We start from the raw sequence: 21,737 nt of genomic DNA, 5'->3' as shown, positions 1-21,737 counted from the left end.
TGCCGTTGCCCCGGTTACGAGGTGGAAGGCATCCAGAGAGGACTTGCGGGACGATGAGTGATGTTGCACTTGCCTATGCGAAGGAACACGGAGAACGGTTTGTCGAGGAACTGAAGGACCTGCTGAGGATTCCTTCAATTTCGACGGACCCGGAGCGGGCCGGTGACGTGCGACGCGCGGCTGAGTTTGTGGCCGACGGTCTGCGCGCTGCGGGGCTGGAGCACGTGCACCTCATTGAGACAGAGAGTGAGACGCCGCGAGCCAGCGGCCATGCGCATCCGCTGGTGTATGCGGACTGGCTGCATGCGGGCGCGGACAAGCCGACGATCCTGTGCTACGGCCACTACGATGTGCAACCTCCTGATCCGCTGGGCGAGTGGAAATCCCCGCCGTTTGAGCCGACAGAGCGGAATGGCAACATCTACGCGCGCGGCGCGGTGGACGACAAGGGCCAGATGTGGATGCATGTGAAGGCGCTGGAGTCGCTGCTGAAGGGAGCGGGGTCGCTGCCGGTGAATATCCGCGTGATCGTCGAGGGTGAGGAAGAAGTTGGCGGAGAGGGCATTGCGGCGTTCGTCGGCAAGCATGGCGGGCTACTGCAGGCCGATGCGGCGCTGGTGAGCGACACGGAGATGTTTGCTCCGGATCTGCCCACGCTGTGTGTTGGGTTGCGGGGCATGATCTACACGGAACTTGAGGTGCGCGGCGCGATGACGGACCTGCACTCCGGCATGTACGGCGGGGCGGCGCCGAATCCATTTGTCGCGATTGCGCAGATGATTGCGCAGATGAAGCGCAGCGATGGGCACATTGCGATTCCCGGCTTTTACGACGGCATCGAGACGCCGTCGAAGGCGGAGTTGACGGGGTGGCGATCGCTGCCGTTCGATGAGGAGCACTACCGCAAGACGGAGGTGGGATCGACGGCGCTGGATGGAGAACTGGCGTTCTCGGTGCTGGAGCGGACGTGGTCGAGACCGACGATGGACGTGCACGGCATCGTTGGCGGCTTTACGGGCGCGGGTGCGAAGACGGTGATTCCGGCGAAGGCGACGGCGAAGATCAGCTTCCGCCTCGTTCCCGGCATGAAGCCGGAGGCGACGTTCGCCAAGTATAAGAAATTTGTGGAGGCGATTACGCCGAAGGGCATCCAGGCGGAGGTCCGGATGATCCATTCGGGCGAGCCGATCGTGATTTCCACGGACAACTCCTACATCCACGCCGCGGCGCAGGCCATGGACGAGGTTTGGGGTAAGAAGACGGTGTATGTGCGCGGCGGAGGATCGATCCCGATTGTGGGAGACTTCGTGCGTCAGCTGGGGATTCCCGCGGTGCTGATGGGCTTCGGTCTGCCGGACGACAACCTGCACGCTCCCAACGAGAAATTCCATATCGCGAACTTCCACAAGGGCATCGAGTCGATCGTGCGGTTCTTCGAGATCGTAGGCAAGGCGTAGACCTGGATGAGCGCGCCGTTGCCGATCACGGGTTTTGTCCTCGCCGGAGGGAGAAGCTCGCGCATGGGGAAGGACAAGGCCGTGCTGGAACTCGGCGGTCGCAGCCTGGCGGAGATTGCGCTGATGAAACTGCGCAGCTTCTGCGCCGGGGTGGCGATTGCAGGGAGTCGCGAGGACCTGTCCTCGCTGGCCACGGTCGTGCCGGATCTTCGGGACGGCGCTGGTCCGGCTGCGGCGGTTGAGGCGGGTCTGGCGGCCTGTTCCGAGCCGTGGGCGATCTTTGTGCCGGTGGACGCACCTCTGGTCCCGGCGGACCTCCTGCGGGAGTGGGTGGAACTTGTCCTGGCGAGCGGCGCCAAGGGAAGTTATCTCAGCGCTGTAGGCCAGGTGCAGCCGGCGTTCATCCTGCTGCGCAGGGAACTCGGCGACGCGATCCGCGAGATGGTTGGCGGAGGGGAACTGCGTTTGCTGCGTCTGTGGCTGCAACTGGACGTGACCCTGGGTGCGGGGGCGGTTCTTCAGGTACAGGCGGAGGAGTTGCCGTGTGCGATCGGGCGGACCTCGGTGGAGGTCGCAGACCTTTTCGCGAATGTAAATACTCCCGAGGATTGGAACTCTATTGCAACTCGTTTCGGGCGTGCGGGTTCTTAGACCTATAAGACGCTGATATCGGCTGCCGGCGGGGAGATTCCCTCCGGTGGACAGCCTGGAGACATGAGGGATACTTGAGGTATGGCTCCACTCGACGACAGCAAACGTTCCGACACGCATAAGGACCCCGCTAAAGCCGGGGAGTCCGAGACGAGCGACGCCCAGCTGGAGCAGCACATTGCGGAGACGCAGGGACTTCCGGAACCGGAACGTACTGCTCTGGAGCGGGTCGAGGCGGAGATCGAGCCGCTGATCGAGAATGTCTCGCCCGATGTTGCACCGGCCGTAGAGGAGTTCATGGCGGAAGCTGCCCTGGCTAACGAGGCCGAAGGCGCAGCGGTGGCGGATGAGTCGCAGTTCTCCGGCACGGCAGGGCTGGAGGGAGCGTCGTTTGCGGTCACGGAGGTTGGACCGTACATCTCGTTCGAGCACGTGTTCAAGTCGTTCGGAGACTTTGTCGTGCTGCAGGATGTGAGCTTCTACGTCAACCCAGGTGAGACCCTCTGCATCCTCGGCCGCAGCGGCGTGGGCAAGAGTGTCTCATTACAGATCATCATGGGATTTCTGAAGCCGGACAGTGGTACGGTTCTGGTGGCCGGGCAGGACATTGCGGGCATGACCGAGCGCGAGATGCAGCTGGTGCGCCAGAAGGTGACGATGGTCTTTCAAAGCGGGGCGCTGTTCGACTCGATCACGGTGGGCGAGAACGTCGCATTCCCACTGCGCGAGCGTGGCGACATGCGCGAGGACCAGATGCTGCAGGTGGTGCGCGGACTGCTCGAGATGGTGGGCGTCGCGGGGATGGAGGACCATCTTCCGTCGGATCTTTCGACTGGGATGAAGCGGTCGGTGGCGATCGCCCGGGCGCTGGCAGCGCAACCCAGCGCGGTGCTCTACGATGAGCCGACCACGATGGTTGATCCGCTGATGGGGAACCTGCTGTGCGAGCTGATCCAACGGCTGAAGACGCAGCTGCATCTTACGAGCATCGTAGTGACGCATGACATGCGGTTCGCTGAGAAACTTGCCGACAGGGTGGTCTTCCTGCACGAAGGCCGGGCTCGATTCTTTGGCACCATGGACGAGATGCGGGCCAGCGACGATCCCGTGCTGAGCGAGTTCCTGGCGATGGACGAGCTGGTGCTTCCTGGGCGGCCGACGCTGGAACAAGGGGCCACAGGAGCGTCCTAAGCCTTCGCTGGCGAAGCACTTGCAAAAAAGTCGAGAGGTCGAGGCGGCTGGATCGTACACTGGAAACAACTCCCTGACCTGTTCTCTCCAAGAACGCAGAGCGGCACCCAACCCGTACTTCTGGATGACTTGGATGACGACACCAGACTATCTGGAGCAAGTAGTGGTCTCGAACCTGAGGCGCCGGTCGGCCGGAAACACGCGGCCCGGAGCGTTGGACACATTGCCGGTTGGAAATCTCATCTGGGCGGGCCTGGACTTCTTCAGTGTCGTCGTGGCCGGACTCATCGCCTTTCGTCTTTATCTTCCCCCCATCAAGCCGAACTCGAGCCGGGTGATTCTGCGCCACCTGGAAGAGGCCGCGCCGCTGGGCTCGCTGGTCTTTCTGCTGATCTTCGGCGTGTATCTGCTGATCTTCGCGCGGGTGTACGGCCTGTATCGCCCCACCGAAACACGCAGCGGCCTCAGTGAAGCGCGCCTGACGATCCAGGCCACGCTGACGGCAGGGCTGCTCATCTGCGGCACGCTGTACCTGACGCGCATGTATGCGGTCTCGCGCGTGGTGGTGGTGCTGACCGTATTCCTTACCGGCATCATGCTGGTGGGGCGGCGGGCGGTGTGGCGTCGGGTGCGCGAGCGCCGCTACCTGCAGGGGAAAGAAGTGCGGAATGTGCTCATCGTCGGTGATGGCCGCGTGGGGCACGCGCTGCGAAATCACCTCGAGTCGCTGCCGCACATGGGCTTCCGCTTCAAGGGCTTCATCTCGCTGGAGAAGAGCGAGGCGGGGCCGAACCACCAGGTGATTGGCGACGTGGAGCACTGTGTTCCGCTGGCTCGCTCGCTCTTCGTGGATGAGATCTACTTCTCGACGCCGGCAGACAAACAGACCGTGCTCTCCGTGGTGGAGGACGCGCGCGCCATCGGTATCGATGTCCGTGTGGTGCCCGATCTCTACGATGGACTGGCCTGGAATGCGCCGATCGAGTATGTGGGCCAGTTTCCGACGATCCCGCTGCATCGCCGCGATTTTCCGCGTGGGGCATTCATCCTCAAACGCATCATGGATGTCATTCTCTCGAGCGCTGCGCTGGCGGTGCTGGCGCCGGTGATGCTGGCGATTGCGATCGTTATCAAGCGCGACTCGCCCGGGCCGGTTTTTTACAAGGCTGCACGCATCGGCCGCAAGGGGCGGCGCTTCAGCTGCTACAAGTTCCGCACCATGGTTGCCGACGCCGACAAGCGCAAGGCCGACCTGATGCAGCAGAACGAGCGCGACGGCATCCTGTTCAAGATCACCAACGATCCGCGCATCACGAAGATCGGCGTCAAGCTGCGCAAGTATTCTCTGGATGAGCTGCCGCAGTTTTTCAACGTGGTGCTCGGAGACATGAGCCTCGTAGGTCCGCGGCCGCCGCTGGCCAGCGAGGTGGAACAGTACGACGTGGAGCATCTGCGCCGCCTCGATGTGCTGCCTGGCATCACCGGTTTGTGGCAGGTCGAGGCCCGGCAGGATCCGTCCTTCGACAGCTACATCTCGCTGGACACCGCCTACGTCGAGAACTGGAACCTGATGCTGGACCTGCGTATCCTGGCGCGCACCGTGACGGTGGTGCTTGGCGGGACGGGTAGCTGAAACGCGCTCCGGCCTAACCCATCTGGCGAGCGACGCGTAAACTAAAGATGTGCGGATCGCTCTGGCGCAAATCAATCCTACGGTCGGGGATTTTTCCGGCAACCTGAAGAAGATCTCCGAGTACATCGAGCGCGCGGCGGCGCTGGGTGTGGAGCTCGTGATGTTTCCCGAACTCGCCACGTGCGGCTACTTTCCTGCCGATCTGCTGGAGAAGGACATCTTCCTGCAGCGCAGCGAAGAGACGCTGGCTGCGGTCGCGGAGCTGACGCGGGGCGCGGCGCGGCCGGCGGTGCTCATCGGTTCACCGATGCGTTGCGATACGCCAGGCTCCAAGCGTGCGCGCAATGTTGCGGTGGTGCTCGAGGGTGGAGCGATTCGCTTCATCCAGCAGAAGTGCCTGCTTCCGTTCTATGACGTCTTCGACGAGCAACGCTACTTCGAGCCTGCGGAGCATCAGTCGCTTACGGTCATCAAGGGACACGCCATTGCCATCACCATCTGCGAGGACGCCTGGAACGACAAGCTGTTCTGGCCGCGGCTGAACTACAAGGTCGATCCGGTCGAGGAGCTGATGAAGCAGTGGGGAGCGCTGCCGCAGCCGCTCAGCGACCATCGGCTCATCGTGAATATCTCCGCGTCGCCGTACTGGCACGGCAAGATCGAGGTGCGGCAACGCATGCTCGGCGCGCTGGCCAAGCGGCACCGTGCGGCGGTGGTGATGGTGAACCAGGTCGGCGCGAATGACAGTCTGATCTTCGATGGGAGCTCGTTCGCCGTCAGTGCCGAGGGCGAGGTCGTTTGTGCGGCGAAGAGCTTTGCCGAGGACCTCGTGGTCTTCGACAGCATCGCCGACACGAAGCCGCTTGCGCCGGCAACGGGCGCGGATCTCGAGAGTGAGCGGACGTGGAATGCGCTGGTGCTGGGCACGCGCGACTACGTGCGCAAGTGCGGCTTCTCGAAGGCCGTCATTGGGCTGAGCGGTGGTATCGATTCGGCCATCGTGGCGGCAGTTGCGGTGGCCGCGCTGGGTAAGGAGAACGTGCAGGGCATCGGCATGCCGAGCGAGTTCTCCTCCACGGGCTCGATCACGGATGCGGAGAAGCTGGCGAAGAACCTGGATATCGCCTTCACCGTCTTACCGATCAAGCAGATCTTCACGCAGTTCACGGAGGTTCTTGAGCCGTTCTTTGCAGGAACGAACTTTGGGCTTGCGGAAGAGAACATCCAGCCGCGCATTCGCGGCACGCTGCTGATGGGCGTGAGCAACAAGACGGGAGCATTGGTGCTGACCACGGGTAACAAGAGCGAGATGGCCTGTGGCTACTGCACTCTTTATGGCGATATGGTCGGGGCCCTGGCGGTCATTGCGGACGTCTACAAGACAGAGGTGTACCGCATCGCGCGCTGGCTCAATCGTGAGGTCGAGGTGATCCCTGAGGACACGATTACGAAGCCGCCTTCGGCAGAGCTTCGACCGGGGCAGAAGGACACCGACTCACTGCCGCCGTATGAGGTGCTCGATCCCATGCTGCGCGCGTACATTGAAGACTACGCAAGCGCGGAGGAGATTGCCGCGGCGCAGCAGGTGGAACTTGATCTGGTGCGGCGCGTCATCCGGCTGGTAGAGATCAGCGAGTACAAACGGCAGCAGGCAGCGCCGGTGCTGAAGGTATCGAGCAAGTCATTTGGTATGGGACGCAGGTTTCCTATTGCGGCCCGCCGTGAAGTTGAAACGAAATGAAGTTTGAAACGAAGTGAGGAGCCGGAGCAATCCGGCAGGAGACAACAAGCGAGTGAAGATGATGTGGCGAGCAACGATGGCGATGGCTGCGGCAATGGCTGCCTGCGGTGTAACGATGGCTCAGGCTCCAGCAGCACCGGCACCCGCGCCGCAGGCGGGTGCAGTGACGAATCCCTTTCCGCCACCGAACCTGAAGAACTTCACCGCTGCTTCGCCAACACGCGATGAGGTGAACGAATTCCTGAAGGCGTTGTGGGGCTACGACGAGAACCGCATGTGGAGTGTGGCCGCGATCCTGAAGACGACGGCGCCGGGGATGGCGAAGGTGGTCGTGCTGGTGGCGGACAAAAGTCAGCCGGGCAAGGTGCAGCAATCGGAGTTCATTACGACGCCGGATGGCAAGCATGCGGTTGCTGGACAGGTGGTGGAGTTCGGCGCCAAGCCGTGGGCGGACAATCGCGCTCTGCTGGCTGCGCAGGCCAATGGTCCAGCACGTGGCGCGAAGTCAAAGGAGCTAGAGCTGGTGGAGTTTGCCGACCTGCAATGCCCGCACTGCAAGGACGCCGAAGACACGATGAACAACCTCGCGAATGATTTTCCGCAGGCGCACATTGTCTTCGAGAACCTTCCACTCGACATTCATCCGTACGCGTTTCGCGCGGCTGCGGAAGGCCTGTGCGTGCGCAAGACCAAGGGCGATGAAGCTTTCTTCACGTATACGAAGACTGTTTTTGCCAAGCAGGAATCGCTGACGCCGGAGCTTGTTGACCAGACGCTCGCGACCGCAGTGGCAGCGGCTGGCGGCGATCCCGCTGCGGCTGCAGCGTGCGCGAAGACGCCGGAGATCGCGGCAGACATCAAGGCTTCGACGAAGCTCTCGGACGATCTCGGTGTGGATCAGACCCCGACGCTCGCAGTGAATGGACATCTGCTGCCCATGACGGCCATTCCGTACGAGACCTTGAAGCGCATCATCGTGTGGCAGGCGAAGCAGGATGGCGTTGCGATCACGCTGCAGCCTTCGCTTTCTACGCTGAAGTAACGCAGATGCGAGAGACGAGATGCGAGAAACGAGGCCTGCGCTATCTGCGCAGGCCTTTTCACTTGACACTAGTCGTTCAATAAGTGACGCGCAGTTCGCATCTCGAATCTCGCATCTCGTATCTGCTCAACCAACGAGTACGACCGTCAGACTACGCGGGCCATGTACGCCGCGAATGCGCACCATCTCGATGTCGCTGGTGGCTGAGGGGCCGGAGATCGTGGTGATGGGCTTCGCGGCATCAGATTTGATCGCGTCGAGCGCCTCAGGCAGCACGCCATAGACCTGATTGCGTCGCACGATGCAGATGTGATGGTCCGGGAGCAGTGTGATCACGCGGCGGCCCTGCGAACCTCCGTGCACGAGGACGATTGTTCCGGTGGAAGCGACCGCGGCCTCGCAGGTCGTGATGACGGTCTTCTCGCGGTTCAATGCCTCGTGTGAGAGACCTTCGTCGAAGGTAACGTGGATACCTTCGGGGAGCCATTCGCGCGGGAACGCGGAGGGCGCGAGCAGATAGGTCACCTGCGCATTGGCAAGAGCCTGGGCGACCGCTCCGGCAATCTCCGCGTCCGAGCCAACCTGGATCACCTCGGTGTCGTAGTCGACGAGGCGATCGATGAAGAGCTCGATCGTCGCATGCTCGTCCATCCCTGCTGTGCGGGTGTACTCGCGCACGATGTGACCGTGCTTGTTCGCGGGGTCTGAGGCCTGGACGTGCAGGGCTCCACGGATACGAGCGAGAATCTCTTCGCGAGCGTTCATCAGTTGGCGTCTCCGTGGCCCTTGGCTGCGGGACTATTGGGCGACCACGTCCTTTGCCGCGCCTTCCACCAGTCGCGGAAGCTGCTGGAGGGGATGGGGAGAAGGTCGCGCGTCTGCGTCCAACCGCCGGCCATGCCGGGCAGGTTGGTGAGCATACCCTTGCGCTCGAAGGCGAGTTGTCCGAGGCGTGCGAGCCGTTGCGAGGCTTCGTAGCGGCGCTCGCTGCGGAAGATCGTTGCCGCGGCCTGCATGGCGAGGTTCTCCACGCCCAGCTTGCCCTTCAAGGTCTTCTGATCTTCGCGAACGATGCGGCCGCGCAGATGGATGAGCACCTCGGGGATGTTGATCTTCACCGGGCAGACTTCGTAGCACGCGCCGCACAGCGTGGAGGCGTAGGGCAGCGAGCGCGAGTGCTCGAGGGATTGCAACTGCGGTGAAAGGATTGCGCCGATGGGACCCGAATAGATGGAGCCATAGGCGTGGCCGCCGGTCTCGCGGTAGACGGGGCACGCGTTGAGGCATGCGGCGCAGCGGATGCACTGCAGTGTCTCGCGCTCCATCTCGTCTTCCAGGAGCTTGGTGCGGCCGTTGTCGAGCAGGATGATGTGGAAGTGCTGCGGGCCGTCGCCAGGCGTGACACCGGTCCAGATGGAGTTGTACGGGTTCATGCGCTCGCCTGTTGCCGAGCGGGGAAGCGTCTGCAGGTACACTTCGAGGTCGCCGAAGGTGGGGATGACCTTCTCGATGCCGATCAGAGAGATGAGTACGTCTGGCAGGGTGACGCACATGCGTCCGTTGCCTTCGCTCTCCACGACGCAGACGGCGCCAGTATCGGCGACGGCGAAGTTGGCTCCGCTGATGGCGATTCTGGTGCGCAGGAAGCGCTCACGCAGGTACTGGCGGGCGGCGGCGGCAAGATCTTCGGGCTGGTCGGTTAATTCAGGTCGAGCCATGGAGGCTCGAAAAATATCGCGAATCTCGGTGCGATTTTTGTGCAGCGCGGGCACGACGATGTGCGAGGGCTCATCCTTGCCGAGCTGCACGATCATGTCGGCGAGGTCGGTCTCGATGGGCGTGATGCCGGCTGCCTCCAGCGCGTGGTTCATCTGGATTTCGTCGGAGGTCATGGTCTTGACCTTGATGACTTCGACGGGGGCGGTGCTGTCTTTCGGCGCGTACGTTCGGATGAGGTTGATCGCGATGGAGTTGGCTTCGTCGGCATCGCGTGCCCAGTGGACCTTGCCTCCAGCGCGCTCGCAGTTGGCGACGAACTCCTCGAGGTAGTGGTCGAGGTGCGCGAGGGTGTGCTGCTTGATGGCGGCACCGGCGGAGCGCAGCGCCTCCCAGTCGGGCATCTCCTGCACGCGGAGTGCGCGCTTGTTGCGGATGGTGGTCGTCGCGCGGCGAACGTTGGTGCGCAACTGGTCGTTTTCGAGCGCCTTGTGCGCGGCGATGGGGAAGGCCGGCGCATGTGCCGCCTTGCCGACACGAATGCTCATGCAGCGCCTCCAGTGGTCGAGTTGAGGATCTCCGCGATGTGCAGCGTGCGAACGGTGGAACCGTCGCGATGCAGACCGCCGTAGATCTGCATCAGGCAGCTGTTGTCGAGAGACGTGACCACTTCGGCCCCGGTCTCGACGACGCAAGCCTTCTTCTCAGCGAGCATGGCGGTCGAGACGTCCATGTTCTTCACGGCAAAGGTTCCGCCGAAGCCACAGCACTGCTCGCGATTGGGAAGCTCGATGAGGTCGAGGCCATCCACGGCGCGAAGCAGCGTGAGCGGACCTTCGCGGATGTTGAGCATGCGCAGCGAATGGCAGGAGGGGTGATAGGTGACGCTGTGCGGGAAGTACGCGCCGACGTCGGTCAGCTGAAGTTTCTTTGTAAGAAGCTCGCTGAACTCGAAGACGCGCGGCAGCAGGGACTGGACTTCGGCGAGTAGCCGAGGGTCGTCCTCATTGTGCGCGATCAGCTCGTAGTGCTCGCGCATCATCGCGACACAGGAAGCGGAGGGCACGCAGACGGTTTCGGCATCGCGGAAGAGCTCCACGAAGCGCCTGACGAGGGGCACAGCCTCGCCATGATAGCCGGTGTTGTAATGCATCTGGCCGCAGCAGGTCTGCGCGAGAGGGAACTCGACCGTGTGGCCCAGGCGCTCCAGCAGCTCCGTGACGGCGACGCCGGTCTGCGGAAAGAGCGTGTCGTTGTAGCAGGCGACGAAAAGCGCGATGCGCAGCGGAGTGGGCCTCCTGAGGAAGTACCCGCGGGCGGTCTGGCCGGTACAGGATCTGACTGGCGCGGGAGTTGCACTCCGAGGGTATCAGCCGGATGCAATGCCGTGCATCCGGCTGTGCGGAGAGCGAACGCCGCAGGATCCCCACTTGGCCGTCCAAGAGCAGGTTCCGAGAACTCAAGCAAAAAGCCTCCCGAGTGGGAGGCCTTTTGCTTGAAAGTTTGGAGGCGCGGGTCGGGATCGAACACATCTCCCGCATTGAAAACATGTAACTTGCACATTCTAAAAAGGGACAAAAGTGCCAAAATGCCTAGAGTGGCCACCAGTTAGCACAAATTAGCACAAAATCTATGACCGCTCAGTGACAACGAAGTCACTTCCGATATCACGTTCCTCGTCCTGATGCTCAGCTTCCAAAGAAAAACTGAATCGGCTTCTTGTACAGCTTCGCCAACCGGATCAGCTCCATGAGGTCCACGCGGCGGTCGCCCGTTTCGCACTTCGACAAGAACGAGTGCGACATGCCCAGGTGCTCGGAAACTTCGCGCTGGCTGAGACCGATTTCTTCTCTTGCGTTTATCAAGCGGCGAAGCACATCATCGTAGATCCTTGGTACGGAGCGGTCCGGGCCTTTCGCGACTTTCGGGTTTCGGCTTCGGCACGCTGCTTCACAAACTTAAGTTTGTGAAAGCATTGACGAATCCCCTAATAAGGGGCATGTTGGAGAAGTCGTGGGCGGTTAGATAGGAGTCGAAATGGCAAGCGAAGGACCAACGGAGTGTTCAACGCTCAGCGGGAAAACGATCAAGACGCTCAACATCTTCCGTGCCACAACGAATGCACCGAAATCCAGATCGACTTCGCCGATGGGACTAGCTTCAACTGTCTGGTCTCGAATCGGACTGAAATAGACCATGAGCGTCTCTGGCGTGAGCATAGGCGTTGGTCGCGGCAATGAGCATCCCGTCATCGGAATCGAAGTTATCCTCGGGATTGAGCAACCGCGCGGCCACCGCATCGTCGGTGTTGATAACGGTTCAGAATTGATGCGGCGGCTCGTCTTACAGTTCGTCGCCGCCGGTCCGGAGATCCAAAGTAATCGTGGACCGTTCAGCGTGCGAACGCTTCGCCGTGATAAAGCACCACGCGCCAGCCATCTGGATCTTCAAATGTCTTGCTATGGGCTTTCCAATAAGGATTTTCGGGCTCTACGGCTGTATGCCCACTCTGCTCGAGTCGTTGCACCGCATCAAGATGATCCTGCGCGTTCGGCATGTAGAAGACCAGTAAATTGTCCTTCGTCGGCGCCGGGCATGGACTGCCGGTGTCGTTATGTGTGAACTCCAAGTGGAGTCGTTCCTCAGGCATGCCGAACATGATGCCTGTATAGCCAGCGTGATTCTCGAAGTGTCCAATCACCGGAAGTCCCAGCCCATCGCGGTAGAAGCTGGTAACCTCTGGCAGCTTATCTGTGGGCCTCGCGATTCGGATCTGAAGTTTCCGGTGTGATTGCGCGGAATCTTCCGCACGTGACGTGGTCAAAAAACTTGAGGCTCCGCTGAGCGCCGTGGTCTCTAAAAACCGTCTCCGGTCCATCACTCATTCCTTTTCTTGTATTCATCTGTGTTACTCGCCGAGACAGAGATAGAAGGTCCGCTTCGATACCGGAAGGCGGATCCCATGCCTCCGAGTGGTGGCAGCACAAGCGAATGGCATGAAGACAACTACGCCGATCACGGCGGCAGAACCTGCGAAAGTACGGCGTGTCGTGAGCACGACAATGTCCTCGCTTGAAGTGGGACTCATACTGCACTGGCTCTTGAGGGCGTCGTATGCGATCCGACGCCTGACCAAGGATTATTCGCCTTCGATCAAGAAGGCGTTAGCGAAGGCTGGGCAGGCCAGTATGAAAGATGCCAGTCTCCATCAAAAATCGGCCATTCACTACAGCGGCAGAATGGCATCGGCGATCCGGGAGGCGACTTGAAAAGATGAGGGCTCACCCTGCGGAAATACCTTGTCGCCAGATGCGCCATAGCCTTTATTTTCAGGTATTTATGTAAGCTACACCACCCTCAAAAACCCTGAAAAGTACGCAAGGGAATCTTCTCAGTGGTGTTAAAGTGGTGTTGTTTTCGATGCGCCTTTGACGCGCGTGCACCCACACTTTACATCGGCTGTTTGAAGCGGATTCCAGGTATCTCTGTTCTCTTTATGTCAAGTTTTGTCGCAAAAAAACTTGACATAGACGGGATGCCGCGCCATCGTAAAAGAGATGGAAGAGAGCACCAAAGCACGCAAAACAGCCAGCTTCATCCGCCAGCAGATTGAACGGGGCGGGGAACGGCTTTGGCGTCACGATGATTTCCGGGACCAGCCCTTTCCGGCTGTCGCCCAGACTTTGTCTCGCCTGACCCGCAGCGGCACACTGCAACGGTTGAGCAAGGGCATCTACTACCGTTCGCGCTCCACGGCCTTCGGGCCTAGCCATCCCAATCCCACCGCCATTCAGAAATTAGCGGAACGGAACAGCACCATCTATCCGTCAGGAGTCGCCGCCGCAAACTTGCTTGGCTTCACGACCCAAACTCCCAAACGAAGCGAAGTGGCGACCAGCTCTCTCAGTCTTCCAAGGAAGCTCATTGGGGAAGAAACCCGTGTCCACGCCCGACGACCGGAAGCATGGAAGAACCTGTCCGAAACAGAAGCCGCTTTACTCGACTTTCTCCGCAATGGAGGCAAGACAAGCGAACTCTCTCCTGAGAAAACCATTCAGAAGACGTTAGCTCTGCTCAAAACTGACTGCCAACTCGAACGGCTGCTCAAGGTCGCCGCCTCTGAGCCGCCACGGGTTCGCGCTTTGCTTGGCGCACTGACCGAAGAGCTGGGACAACATCCAGGCGCGCAAACGCGCCTGCGCGGCTCCCTGAATCCTCTCTCTCGGTTCGACTTTGGATACTTTGCATCGCTGAAGCACGCGCGTAAATGGCAGGCAAAGGAGTCGCCCCAATCGTGAAATTGTTCGAGCATTCCGATTTCGCGCAGGCGATTCTTCGTGCCGCAGAACATTTCGCGGCCCAGGGATTTCGTCCTGCGATCATCGAGAAGGACTACTACGTCACAGAAGTGTTGCGTATTGTCGCCGCGACCGCTGGCGACCAAGTCATCTTCAAAGGCGGCACCAGCCTCTCCAAAGGATGGAACCTGATTCAGCGATTCTCGGAAGACATCGACATCTTCCTTGACCCGCTGGCGTTCGAGCCGGCATTAAGCAAGCGCGGCATCGATCGTGAACTGAAGAGGCTCCGCGACGCCGTCGCGGCCCATCCCGCACTAGAGTTCCTGCCCGGAGAGAGCCAAACCATCGGCGGTTTCGGGCGCAATGACCGCTTCTCTTACGAGCAACTTTATGGCGGTCGCGGCGAGGTCGCCAACCGCGTACTGCTTGAGGCCGGGGCTGCAAGCGGCCGCGAACCCACCGCCCATGTCGAACTGCGCTCCTACCTAAGCCAGTTCCTCACGGAAACAGGCGTCACACTTGGAGCCGAGGACGAGGGTTCGTTTCAGATGCGCTTGCTCCACTTCCGGCGAACCTTTGTAGAGAAAATGTTCGCCATTCATAGCAAAGTCGAGATGCTCAAGCGCGACGGACGCCCGCTCGGCACCTACGCCCGCCACTATTACGATCTCTTTCAACTTTCCCAACGGCCCGAGGTCGTTGATATGCTCCGGTCCACCGAATACGAGGAAATCAAAGAGGATTACGACCTCATCAGCCGGACTCATTTTCCTGGCAGCTACTTTTTCCCTAACCGGATGAGCTTCGCCAACAGCGATGCACTCTTTCCCAAACAGCAGCTCCTCTCGGATATCGCCCGCGAATATGAGGGTCAGTGCGAGGTTCTTTGCTTCGGTGAGTACCCGTCATGGGACACTGTGCAAGCTCGATTCGTCGAGCTACAGGAACTTCTGTAAGGTGAACACAGAGAGGAATTCATCCATGATCGAGATCAAAGGCTTCGACGAACTGAGCAAGAAGTTGGAAGACCTGGCTGAGAAGGCCGAATCAATTCACGGCACGCAAGAAGTCCCGCTGAGCGAATTGCTCACGCCTGGTTTTTTGGCAAAGCACACCCGGTTCCTTTCGGAAGATGAAATGTTCGAAGCGAGCGGCTTCAAGGTAGAGACGGCTGAAGATTTCGCAAACATCCCGGATGAGGAATGGGACAACTTCATTCAGCAAAACACTCCGTTCGCGTCCTGGAGCGATATGCTCTCGGCGGCAGGAACGGAATGGACCCAGAAGAAGCTTGGATTGGGCGAAGATGAAGCTTAGCCGCAGCCCGAGAAGGAACGCTTAAGCAAGCGCACGCTTCATGCTCGGGGAAACGCTGTAGACATGCTTATCCGACAGCGTATTGGAAACTTTCAACCAGTTGCGTGAAGCGAACAAGTCAAGCAGATTGTCCACAACAAACGGAGCTATCTGCGTCGTTTCCGTGATCTCTGAAGCAGATTCCAGACCTTCATTGAGGATCACTAAGGCGACCTTCCGAATGATTTCTTCGATCTGAGGCATGTTCGCTCTCGCGAAAACCATAAAGCCGTTCAACGTTGGCTGGATGACTCCTATTCCTCGCGGCAAGCCGCCCATCAATCGTTTGATCTTGATATATCCCTGTTGTTCCAGAATTTCCAGCGAGTCAAGGAATGACTCCTGGGACATATCCTCCAGCTTCAACGAAAACTGTTCCGGGCTCCAAATCGGGCGGTTTCGTTCAATGGCATCTTCGTAGATCAACCGCAGGACTCGGGTGTCGGAGGGATGAAGGCCGGGAATCGACCGCTCTTTCAGGTAGTCCGGAGATTTTCCTAGGGCCGGTTTGTCACGATGGCCAAAGATGGCTGCCACAATTCGATCCAGTTGGTCTCCGTAATCATTCAAATCTGGAATGGGCTCCCAAACGAGAGAGCGCAACGCTTCTGGAACCTCTGCTTTGTCCAAGACGATCGGTATGACCTTGGTCTGACGCGTGATTCGATTAACAATGGCCGTATTAAGTTCTTGCCGCACCCATGGTTTGGTGACACTTACCGCGGAGATCACAATCAGGACCGCTTCGGCTCCCTTAAGGCCTTCCTCGAAAAGCTTATCGACCAAACTATCTCCCGGCAGTATTTCCCATTTGTCCAGCCAGACATCGACTCCTTTCAAACGCAGAGAAGTCGCAAAAGGAATTACGAATCGCTGTTTATCTTCGCTCGCGTGGCTGAGAAACACCTTCGGTGCTAGCAGATTGGCCTCGATCATGAAAGAACACCATCCTCACCGCAGATTAGCCCAAGCCCCGCTTCTCCTGTATTGGTCGCGCCGGCAACTTAAGTCGTCAGATTGAGATTACAGAGAATCCAGAAACTTCATCAGTTGGGTGTCATCGCGCCACCGATTTTTCCCGCGCATCGGGCTGAGCGTGTTGAGCTGCTTGCGAAACCGTTCCGGCGTCAAGGCACGATACCGCCCTGTCGCTCTTAGATCACTCATCCCCATGTAGGCAGCGAGAGCGGGAAGCATGCGATTGAGGTCTGCGCCGCGTTTGTACCACGCTGTCAGGCGATGCACGGCAAAGGTATGGCGCAGGTCGTGCAGGCGCGGCTGATAACGGGACCCATCAGTACGCACCACCTCAGCCACCCTGCGAAGCCGCTCAAACGTCTTCTGCACCGTGTGGTCGTTCAGCTTCTCCCCGTTGACCGTTAGAAAGAATTGCGGGTCGATCATCGTGCCCTTACGGTGCACATTCTTGTGATAGCGACGCAGGATCTCCAGCAGATCGGGGGCAATCGGAATCTCGCGTGTTCGCTCGAAACGACCGTTGCGAATGGTGATGCGACGCTTCCGAAAATCAATGTCGCTTCGTTCCAACCTCAGCGCCTCTCCCAACAGCACGCCGGTTCCGTACAGAAACAGCAGAAGCGTGCGGAACGTCCGCGCGGTAAAAATGGACATGAATCCGCGTTGCGTCTTGCTAGTGGACACTAGGAGCTGATGCAGTTCGGCGCGCGAGTAGATGTAGCGGACGAAGGTCTGTGGCAGAGGCCGGCAGCGCGGAGGGAGCGGCAAACCACTGATCTCCTGGTGCGCGACCCAGTACAGGAAAAATTGGTGGAGTACGCCATATTTGTGCCCCCACATCCGGGAGACCAGTCCATCGCCGAGGAACGACTCCGCATGATGCACCCGGATGAGGGGCAGCGGGAGGTTTCCCACTTCCTTACCAAAGCAACGGAGAATCTGCGCCCCCTTGATCCACTCCACGCCTTGCATCCGTTTCGCCTTGATATAGAGGCGAATGCCTTCGCCTAGTTTCATCGCAACCCCGTGAGGCCGAACGCGGCAACCTGACGTAAGCCATATCCGTCATGTTTGGCATAGATGCCAATGGAGTTCGTATCATGGTGCCCGAGATACTCTGCGATATCGCTGAGAGAAGCGCCCTTTTTCAGCAAACGCGTCGCGCAAGCGTGACGCAGGGAATGCGGGCCAATGTGCTCCAAATCGAGGCCAAGGGTGCGCAATCGTTTCCCAACAGTCTGCCAGACAACCGCTGAGGAGAGTGGACCATAGGGACGCATCAGCGACAGAAAGAGATGGCTAGAGCTGTTTCGCACTCTACCGAAGCGAAGATACGCAAGAATCGCCTCGCCGACTTCATACTGGAGCGGGTACTGTTGCATACCCCCGCGCTTCGCTCGTCGAACAGTGAACACTTCGTTGCGCCAGTCGAAGTCTTTCAACCGCAAGTCGCGGATTTCACTGCTGCGCAGGCCATAGATCGTCAGGAGCAGCAGGATGGCTTTCGCACGCAGTTGTTCAGGCTCCGGCCCGTCGGCCAGTTTCAAGAGTTGGCTCACGTGTCGCCACGCGGGGCCCTTGGGGTGCGGGTGATACTTCGGGACACGCGGGCTGCGAATGCCGAGTGGCAGGTTGGGCGGGCACCAGCCTTGTGTCTCGGCATATTGGAAAAAGCTGCGCATCGCCTGGGACTGGGAAGCCATCACCTCCGGCTTCAACCCGGAGTTTCGTCTGCTGTCCAGGTACGTCTCGATTTCGCGTAAGGAAACGGTACGCAATTCGCCGCCCTGTGCCGCCAGCCATGTCAGGAAGTGCTGGGCGCGGTTACAGTACCCATTGATCGTGGCTTGTGCCAAACCTCGGGTGACACGCATGGCTTCGGTGAACGCAGCGATCTCGTTCTGATAAGGAAGAACGCGAGGAGCCAGCTTTCCATGGAAGCGCAGCCACGGGCGCGCGACGACCAGGAAGGATTCAGCGCGTCGCGACTGCGAGGCGATATCATCGCCCTCCCTTTGTTGCATAGCAGACCACGCAGCTGCGGCTTGGCGCAGCTCTGCCATGCCGATCACACGCAATTCGTTCAGTGCAAGAAACTGCACAATCGGCACCAGCAGATTCGCCACACGGTACAACGAGCTATAGCCGTACTCTTGGCGGTGCAAATATCGTAAGTAGTCTTCCCGTTCCGTCAAGAGCGGTACCTGCTGATGAAGCGCGATCTGTTCCGAACGAGTAAAGATGCGTTCAATCATGCACCCTCGTTTCGGCTGCCCCAACTCGCAGCGGCCTGTCGTTTACCCGGTCGAGTTGTTCCAGAAATCGCATCAGTTCCGTGTCATCCCGCCAGTGGCGCTTTCTCCGCCCTGGACTAAGCAGTTTGAGTTGAGCGCGAAATCGTTCCGGTGTCAGCGCTAAATAGCGCGTCGTGGAACCTAACCCAATCTGGCCCATGTACGCTGCAAGGGCCGGCAGCATCCGGTTGAGGTCCGCTCCATGGCGCAGCCATACAGTAATGCGATGGACTGCGAAAGTAGGCCGCAGATCATGAATGCGCGGCTGGTAGTACGCACCATCGTTGCGGCGGATCCCGGAAAGCAATCGAATGCGTTTGAAGGTGCCATAGAGAGTATTCGGATTGAGGGCTTCGCCCTTTTTATTCACGAAGAAGTGCTCACTCGACGTCTTCTTACGCTGACGCATGCGCTGATATCTGGTCAAAGCACGAACGATGTCATCGCCAATCGGCAACGTACGCGGACGATTGCCCGCTGGCCCACGCACGATGATCGTTCCTCGCCGCAGATCGACATCATCAAGCAGCAATCTCTGGGCCTCGCCGACGAGCACACCTGTTCCATAGAGCAGGATCAGCAGCGTACGCAATGTCTCCCCGTCGATGCGGCACCAGAGAGCTTGTTGGCTGGCACGCACCGTGCGCAACAGAGTGCGTATTTCTACTCGGGTATAGATATAGGGAACGAAGGCGCGGGAACGATCTTTGCGCTTGCTGGGCATGGGAGCACGTTGAATCTCGCCTCGCTTCACCCAGAAGTCGAAGAACCGGTGGAGCGCGTGATACTTCGCTTCCCAGGAGACCGGCGACGAAGAGATCTGGTGAAGCCATGCCGCGATTTGATGCGGCGCAATCCTCTGGAGTGCAAGGTCTCCAGCTCGCTCGCCGAGCGTCACGAGATCTTTGTGGCTCGGATCGAGAGCCCCGGCGCCAGCGCGTCTTTGCTGGACGTAAATCTGAACTGCCTCCGAGAGCGTCAGCATATCCCCGTCAAACGAAACGCGGCTACCGCCCGCAGGGCCTTTTGATCGTGCTTGGCATAAATGCCGACCGACTGGAGGTTGCGATGCCCTAGAAACTCCGCAATCTCTTGTAGGGAGTGCCCCTTTTTTAAAAGATAAGTCGCGCACGCATGACGCAGCGCATGTGGCCCGCGATGCTTTGTTTCCAGCCCCATCTCCTCCATTCGCTTCGCCACCACGAGCCACATTCCAGCAGCACCGATGGCGCGATAGGGAAGGTGGAGGGTTACGAAGACTTGGCGGCAGGAGCATCGGGGACGCCCATAGCGCAGATAAGCGAGGATGGCTTCGCCGACCTCATATTGGATCGGGTATTGCTGGACGCCGCCGCCCTTCGCCCGGCGGACGGTGAAGGTCTCGCTCCGCCAGTCGAAGTCTTCCAAACGTAATCGTGCGACCTCGCTGCTTCGCAAGGCATAGATGGCATACAGCAGAAGCATCGCCTTGGCACGCAACGCTTCCACGGTCTTGCCGTTGACGGAACGGATCAGCCTGCGCACCTCCGCCCACTTCGGCCCTTTGGGCATCGTCGTCTGCGCCGGAACACGGGGGCTGCGGATGCGGTCGGCGGTGCCCGTTGCGCACCAGCCCTGGCTCTCGGCATATGCAAAGAAGGACCGAAGCGCTTGGCACTGCGTGGCCAGGGTCGCCGCCGTCCATCCCTCTGTACGCTTCAGGCGAACGAATGCGTTCGCCTCTTCGCCGGTCAGTTGGGAGAGATGGTTGCCGCGCTCTGCCGCCCACCGCAGGAAGTTGTAGGTTCTGTCGGAGTAACTCTTGACGGTTGCCGCAGCGAGTCCACGCTGTCCAGTCAGTGCTTTGGTGAACTGCTCCAGGGGCGCGTCGAACCAGTCTGCCGGAGCCATCGGGAGCACAAGCATGCCATGGAAGCTCAGCCACTGTTTTGCGAAGCGAACGAAATAGCTGGCCGTCGCTCCGGGAAGGGTGCCTCGCCGTTCCGGCCCGGTGTATTCTTTCCAGCGTTCGCCCGCCGCTTCAATCTCTATTAGCTCCACCATACGCAGGCTAGTCAGCTCCATGGTGCGCACAATATGAAGCAGGTAGGCCGCAGCCGAGCGAACACGATCCGCGCCGAGACCCTTCTGCAATAGGTGATTGAGATACTGCTCGCGCTCAACCAAAAGAGGCGCTGTGTAGTGACGCAGATGCACGCTGGGAGAAGCGGTAATACGTTCGATCAATCGTCTGCCCTCATCTTGCCGGTGCAAGATCAGATTACCTGCGGGGAGAAGAAGGGAAGCAAACTACTACAACGCCGGAAGCCCAGCTTGGATCGTCATCTCGCCTTCATCGTGCGGCGCTGATGGAAGTTGGTGGAAGCGGGGGAGTCGAACCTGTTCCACAACCTGAAATCTGTAACTTACACATTTGAAAAGATGGAAGCCCCCCGCAGGGCCTTTCCCCTTAGCTTCCGAAAAAAGATTCGATTGGTTTTTTGTAGAGCTTGGCTAATTGAATCAGCTCCATGAGATCTATGCGGCGGTCGCCGGTTTCACACTTTGATAGGAACGAGTGCGACATGCCCAGGTGTTCGGAAACCTCGCGTTGGCTGAGGCCGATTTCTTCTCTTGCGTTTATCAAACGCCGAAGCACATCATCGTATATTCCTTGGTACGGAGCGGTCCTGGCCTTTCGCGACTTTCGAGTTTCGGCTTCGGCACGCTGCTTCACAACTTAAGTTTGTGGAAGCCTTGACGAATCCCCTAATAAGGGGCATCTTGGAGAAGTCGTGGATGGTTCGATGGGAGTCGGAATGGGAAGCGAAGGACCAACCGAGTGTTCAACCCTCAGCGGCAAGACAATTAAGACGCTCAACATCTTCCCTGCCACAACGAATGGCACCGAGATCCAGATCGACTTCACCGACGGCACTAGCTTCAACTGTCTGGTTTCGAATCGGACCGAAATAGAGGCAAACCTCTCCGTGTGCGGAGCCGGAGAGCCGCAAATGCTAGAACAGTACCTCTCCAAATAGTTCTCAGAAATCCCCTCGATTCGCCGTCCCATCATTACCCGCAGGAATAGTGCTCTTCCAAGAAGTGATTGGACGCGGAGCCTTTTCCGCTTCTACGTTTGCGCCATACCCCGACGAACTTGAGTCGGATGGAGGTGCAAACATGAAGACGCTTCATCGTGCAGCCCGAGTTGAGAGGCCGAATCATCGGCCTTCCTTCTCGGGCTTCTTACTGCTCACACTTCTCCTGTTTCCACTGGCAGCCCACGCGCAAAGCGGGAGTTCGCCTTTTGACACGGGTCTCACATCCATTCAGACCCTCTTCACCGGGACGATTGCCAAGGTGAGCAGTCTGATTGCGATTGTGTTGGGCGGGTA

General features: G+C 59.3%; 22 protein-coding genes. 11 read left to right on the top strand and 11 right to left on the bottom strand.

What is annotated here, in order from left to right; all coding sequences use genetic code 11:
• Positions 1-53 precede the first annotated feature (53 nt).
• From AC5E6W_RS13190 to AC5E6W_RS13165, 6 genes are all read left to right on the top strand, one after another.
• Positions 54-1,457, top strand: coding sequence for a dipeptidase (locus tag AC5E6W_RS13190; protein ID WP_491752772.1), 1,404 nt, complete (start codon positions 54-56; stop codon positions 1,455-1,457).
• A 6-nt stretch (positions 1,458-1,463) separates the two neighbouring features.
• Positions 1,464-2,108, top strand: coding sequence for a molybdenum cofactor guanylyltransferase (gene mobA, locus AC5E6W_RS13185; protein ID WP_491752771.1), 645 nt, complete (start codon positions 1,464-1,466; stop codon positions 2,106-2,108).
• Between the two features lie 81 nt (positions 2,109-2,189).
• Positions 2,190-3,299: an ABC transporter ATP-binding protein gene (locus tag AC5E6W_RS13180; protein WP_491752770.1), complete on the top strand. Its 1,110-nt coding sequence runs from the start codon at positions 2,190-2,192 to the stop codon at positions 3,297-3,299.
• A 133-nt stretch (positions 3,300-3,432) separates the two neighbouring features.
• Positions 3,433-4,932 carry a sugar transferase gene (locus AC5E6W_RS13175; RefSeq protein ID WP_491752769.1) on the top strand — a complete coding sequence of 500 codons (1,500 nt, stop codon included), beginning with the start codon at positions 3,433-3,435 and terminating at the stop codon, positions 4,930-4,932.
• A 49-nt stretch (positions 4,933-4,981) separates the two neighbouring features.
• Positions 4,982-6,673, top strand: a complete 1,692-nt coding sequence (locus tag AC5E6W_RS13170) for an NAD+ synthase (RefSeq protein WP_491752768.1) — start codon at positions 4,982-4,984, stop codon at positions 6,671-6,673.
• A 58-nt stretch (positions 6,674-6,731) separates the two neighbouring features.
• Positions 6,732-7,715 (top strand): DsbA family protein, encoded by a 984-nt coding sequence (locus tag AC5E6W_RS13165; protein ID WP_491752785.1) that lies wholly within the window; start codon positions 6,732-6,734, stop codon positions 7,713-7,715.
• Between the two features lie 126 nt (positions 7,716-7,841).
• Here AC5E6W_RS13165 and AC5E6W_RS13160 read toward each other — a convergent pair whose 3' ends face one another.
• The 5 genes from AC5E6W_RS13160 to AC5E6W_RS13140 form a co-directional block, all read right to left on the bottom strand.
• Entirely contained in the window at positions 7,842-8,480 is a 639-nt protein-coding gene (locus AC5E6W_RS13160; protein ID WP_491752767.1) for a LutC/YkgG family protein, read from the bottom strand.
• On the bottom strand, positions 8,480-9,979 hold the full coding sequence (locus AC5E6W_RS13155; protein WP_491752766.1) for a LutB/LldF family L-lactate oxidation iron-sulfur protein: 1,500 nt from the start codon (positions 9,977-9,979) through the stop codon (positions 8,480-8,482). Before AC5E6W_RS13155 ends, AC5E6W_RS13160 begins: the two co-directional genes overlap by 1 nt.
• Complete coding sequence (locus AC5E6W_RS13150; RefSeq protein ID WP_491752784.1) at positions 9,976-10,710, bottom strand: (Fe-S)-binding protein; 735 nt, start codon at positions 10,708-10,710, stop codon at positions 9,976-9,978. The genes AC5E6W_RS13155 and AC5E6W_RS13150 overlap by 4 nt, the downstream gene beginning before the upstream one ends.
• A gap of 409 nt (positions 10,711-11,119) precedes the next feature.
• Positions 11,120-11,308 (bottom strand): helix-turn-helix domain-containing protein, encoded by a 189-nt coding sequence (locus AC5E6W_RS13145; protein WP_491752765.1) that lies wholly within the window; start codon positions 11,306-11,308, stop codon positions 11,120-11,122.
• 515 nt (positions 11,309-11,823) lie between these two features.
• Positions 11,824-12,309, bottom strand: coding sequence for a VOC family protein (locus tag AC5E6W_RS13140; RefSeq protein WP_491752764.1), 486 nt, complete (start codon positions 12,307-12,309; stop codon positions 11,824-11,826).
• 118 nt (positions 12,310-12,427) lie between these two features.
• Between AC5E6W_RS13140 and AC5E6W_RS13135 the strand changes: the two genes are divergently transcribed.
• The 4 genes from AC5E6W_RS13135 (at position 12,428) to AC5E6W_RS13120 (ending at position 15,049) form a co-directional block, all read left to right on the top strand.
• A complete protein-coding gene (locus tag AC5E6W_RS13135; RefSeq protein WP_491752763.1) occupies positions 12,428-12,700 on the top strand; it encodes a hypothetical protein in 273 nt (90 codons plus the stop codon).
• Positions 12,701-12,988: 288 nt separating this feature from the next.
• Complete coding sequence (locus AC5E6W_RS13130) at positions 12,989-13,729, top strand: DUF6088 family protein (protein WP_491752762.1); 741 nt, start codon at positions 12,989-12,991, stop codon at positions 13,727-13,729.
• Complete coding sequence (locus tag AC5E6W_RS13125) at positions 13,726-14,688, top strand: nucleotidyl transferase AbiEii/AbiGii toxin family protein (protein ID WP_491752761.1); 963 nt, start codon at positions 13,726-13,728, stop codon at positions 14,686-14,688. Before AC5E6W_RS13130 ends, AC5E6W_RS13125 begins: the two co-directional genes overlap by 4 nt.
• Before the next feature lie 25 nt (positions 14,689-14,713).
• Positions 14,714-15,049: a hypothetical protein gene (locus AC5E6W_RS13120; protein WP_491752760.1), complete on the top strand. Its 336-nt coding sequence runs from the start codon at positions 14,714-14,716 to the stop codon at positions 15,047-15,049.
• A 21-nt stretch (positions 15,050-15,070) separates the two neighbouring features.
• Here the strand turns inward: AC5E6W_RS13120 and AC5E6W_RS13115 are convergent, their stop codons facing one another.
• The 6 genes from AC5E6W_RS13115 to AC5E6W_RS13090 all read right to left on the bottom strand — a co-directional run bounded on the left by AC5E6W_RS13115 (position 15,071) and on the right by AC5E6W_RS13090 (position 20,998).
• Positions 15,071-16,024 (bottom strand): toll/interleukin-1 receptor domain-containing protein, encoded by a 954-nt coding sequence (locus AC5E6W_RS13115; protein ID WP_491752759.1) that lies wholly within the window; start codon positions 16,022-16,024, stop codon positions 15,071-15,073.
• Positions 16,025-16,111: 87 nt separating this feature from the next.
• A complete protein-coding gene (locus AC5E6W_RS13110; protein ID WP_491752758.1) occupies positions 16,112-16,720 on the bottom strand; it encodes a tyrosine-type recombinase/integrase in 609 nt (202 codons plus the stop codon).
• A gap of 359 nt (positions 16,721-17,079) precedes the next feature.
• A complete protein-coding gene (locus AC5E6W_RS13105) occupies positions 17,080-18,321 on the bottom strand; it encodes a tyrosine-type recombinase/integrase (protein ID WP_491752757.1) in 1,242 nt (413 codons plus the stop codon).
• Positions 18,314-19,345 (bottom strand): tyrosine-type recombinase/integrase, encoded by a 1,032-nt coding sequence (locus AC5E6W_RS13100; RefSeq protein ID WP_491752756.1) that lies wholly within the window; start codon positions 19,343-19,345, stop codon positions 18,314-18,316. Before AC5E6W_RS13100 ends, AC5E6W_RS13105 begins: the two co-directional genes overlap by 8 nt.
• On the bottom strand, positions 19,339-20,586 hold the full coding sequence (locus AC5E6W_RS13095; RefSeq protein ID WP_491752755.1) for a site-specific integrase: 1,248 nt from the start codon (positions 20,584-20,586) through the stop codon (positions 19,339-19,341). The genes AC5E6W_RS13100 and AC5E6W_RS13095 overlap by 7 nt, the downstream gene beginning before the upstream one ends.
• A gap of 223 nt (positions 20,587-20,809) precedes the next feature.
• Complete coding sequence (locus tag AC5E6W_RS13090) at positions 20,810-20,998, bottom strand: helix-turn-helix domain-containing protein (protein ID WP_491752783.1); 189 nt, start codon at positions 20,996-20,998, stop codon at positions 20,810-20,812.
• Between the two features lie 524 nt (positions 20,999-21,522).
• Between AC5E6W_RS13090 and AC5E6W_RS13085 the strand changes: the two genes are divergently transcribed.
• The coding region (locus AC5E6W_RS13085; RefSeq protein ID WP_491752754.1) for a TrbC/VirB2 family protein at positions 21,523-21,737 on the top strand (215 nt) is incomplete at its 3' end.

This window comes from Bryocella sp. (assembly GCF_058498515.1).
Note: the sequence above shows the minus strand (reverse complement) of the source record. Positions and strands in the feature narration are given on the sequence as shown.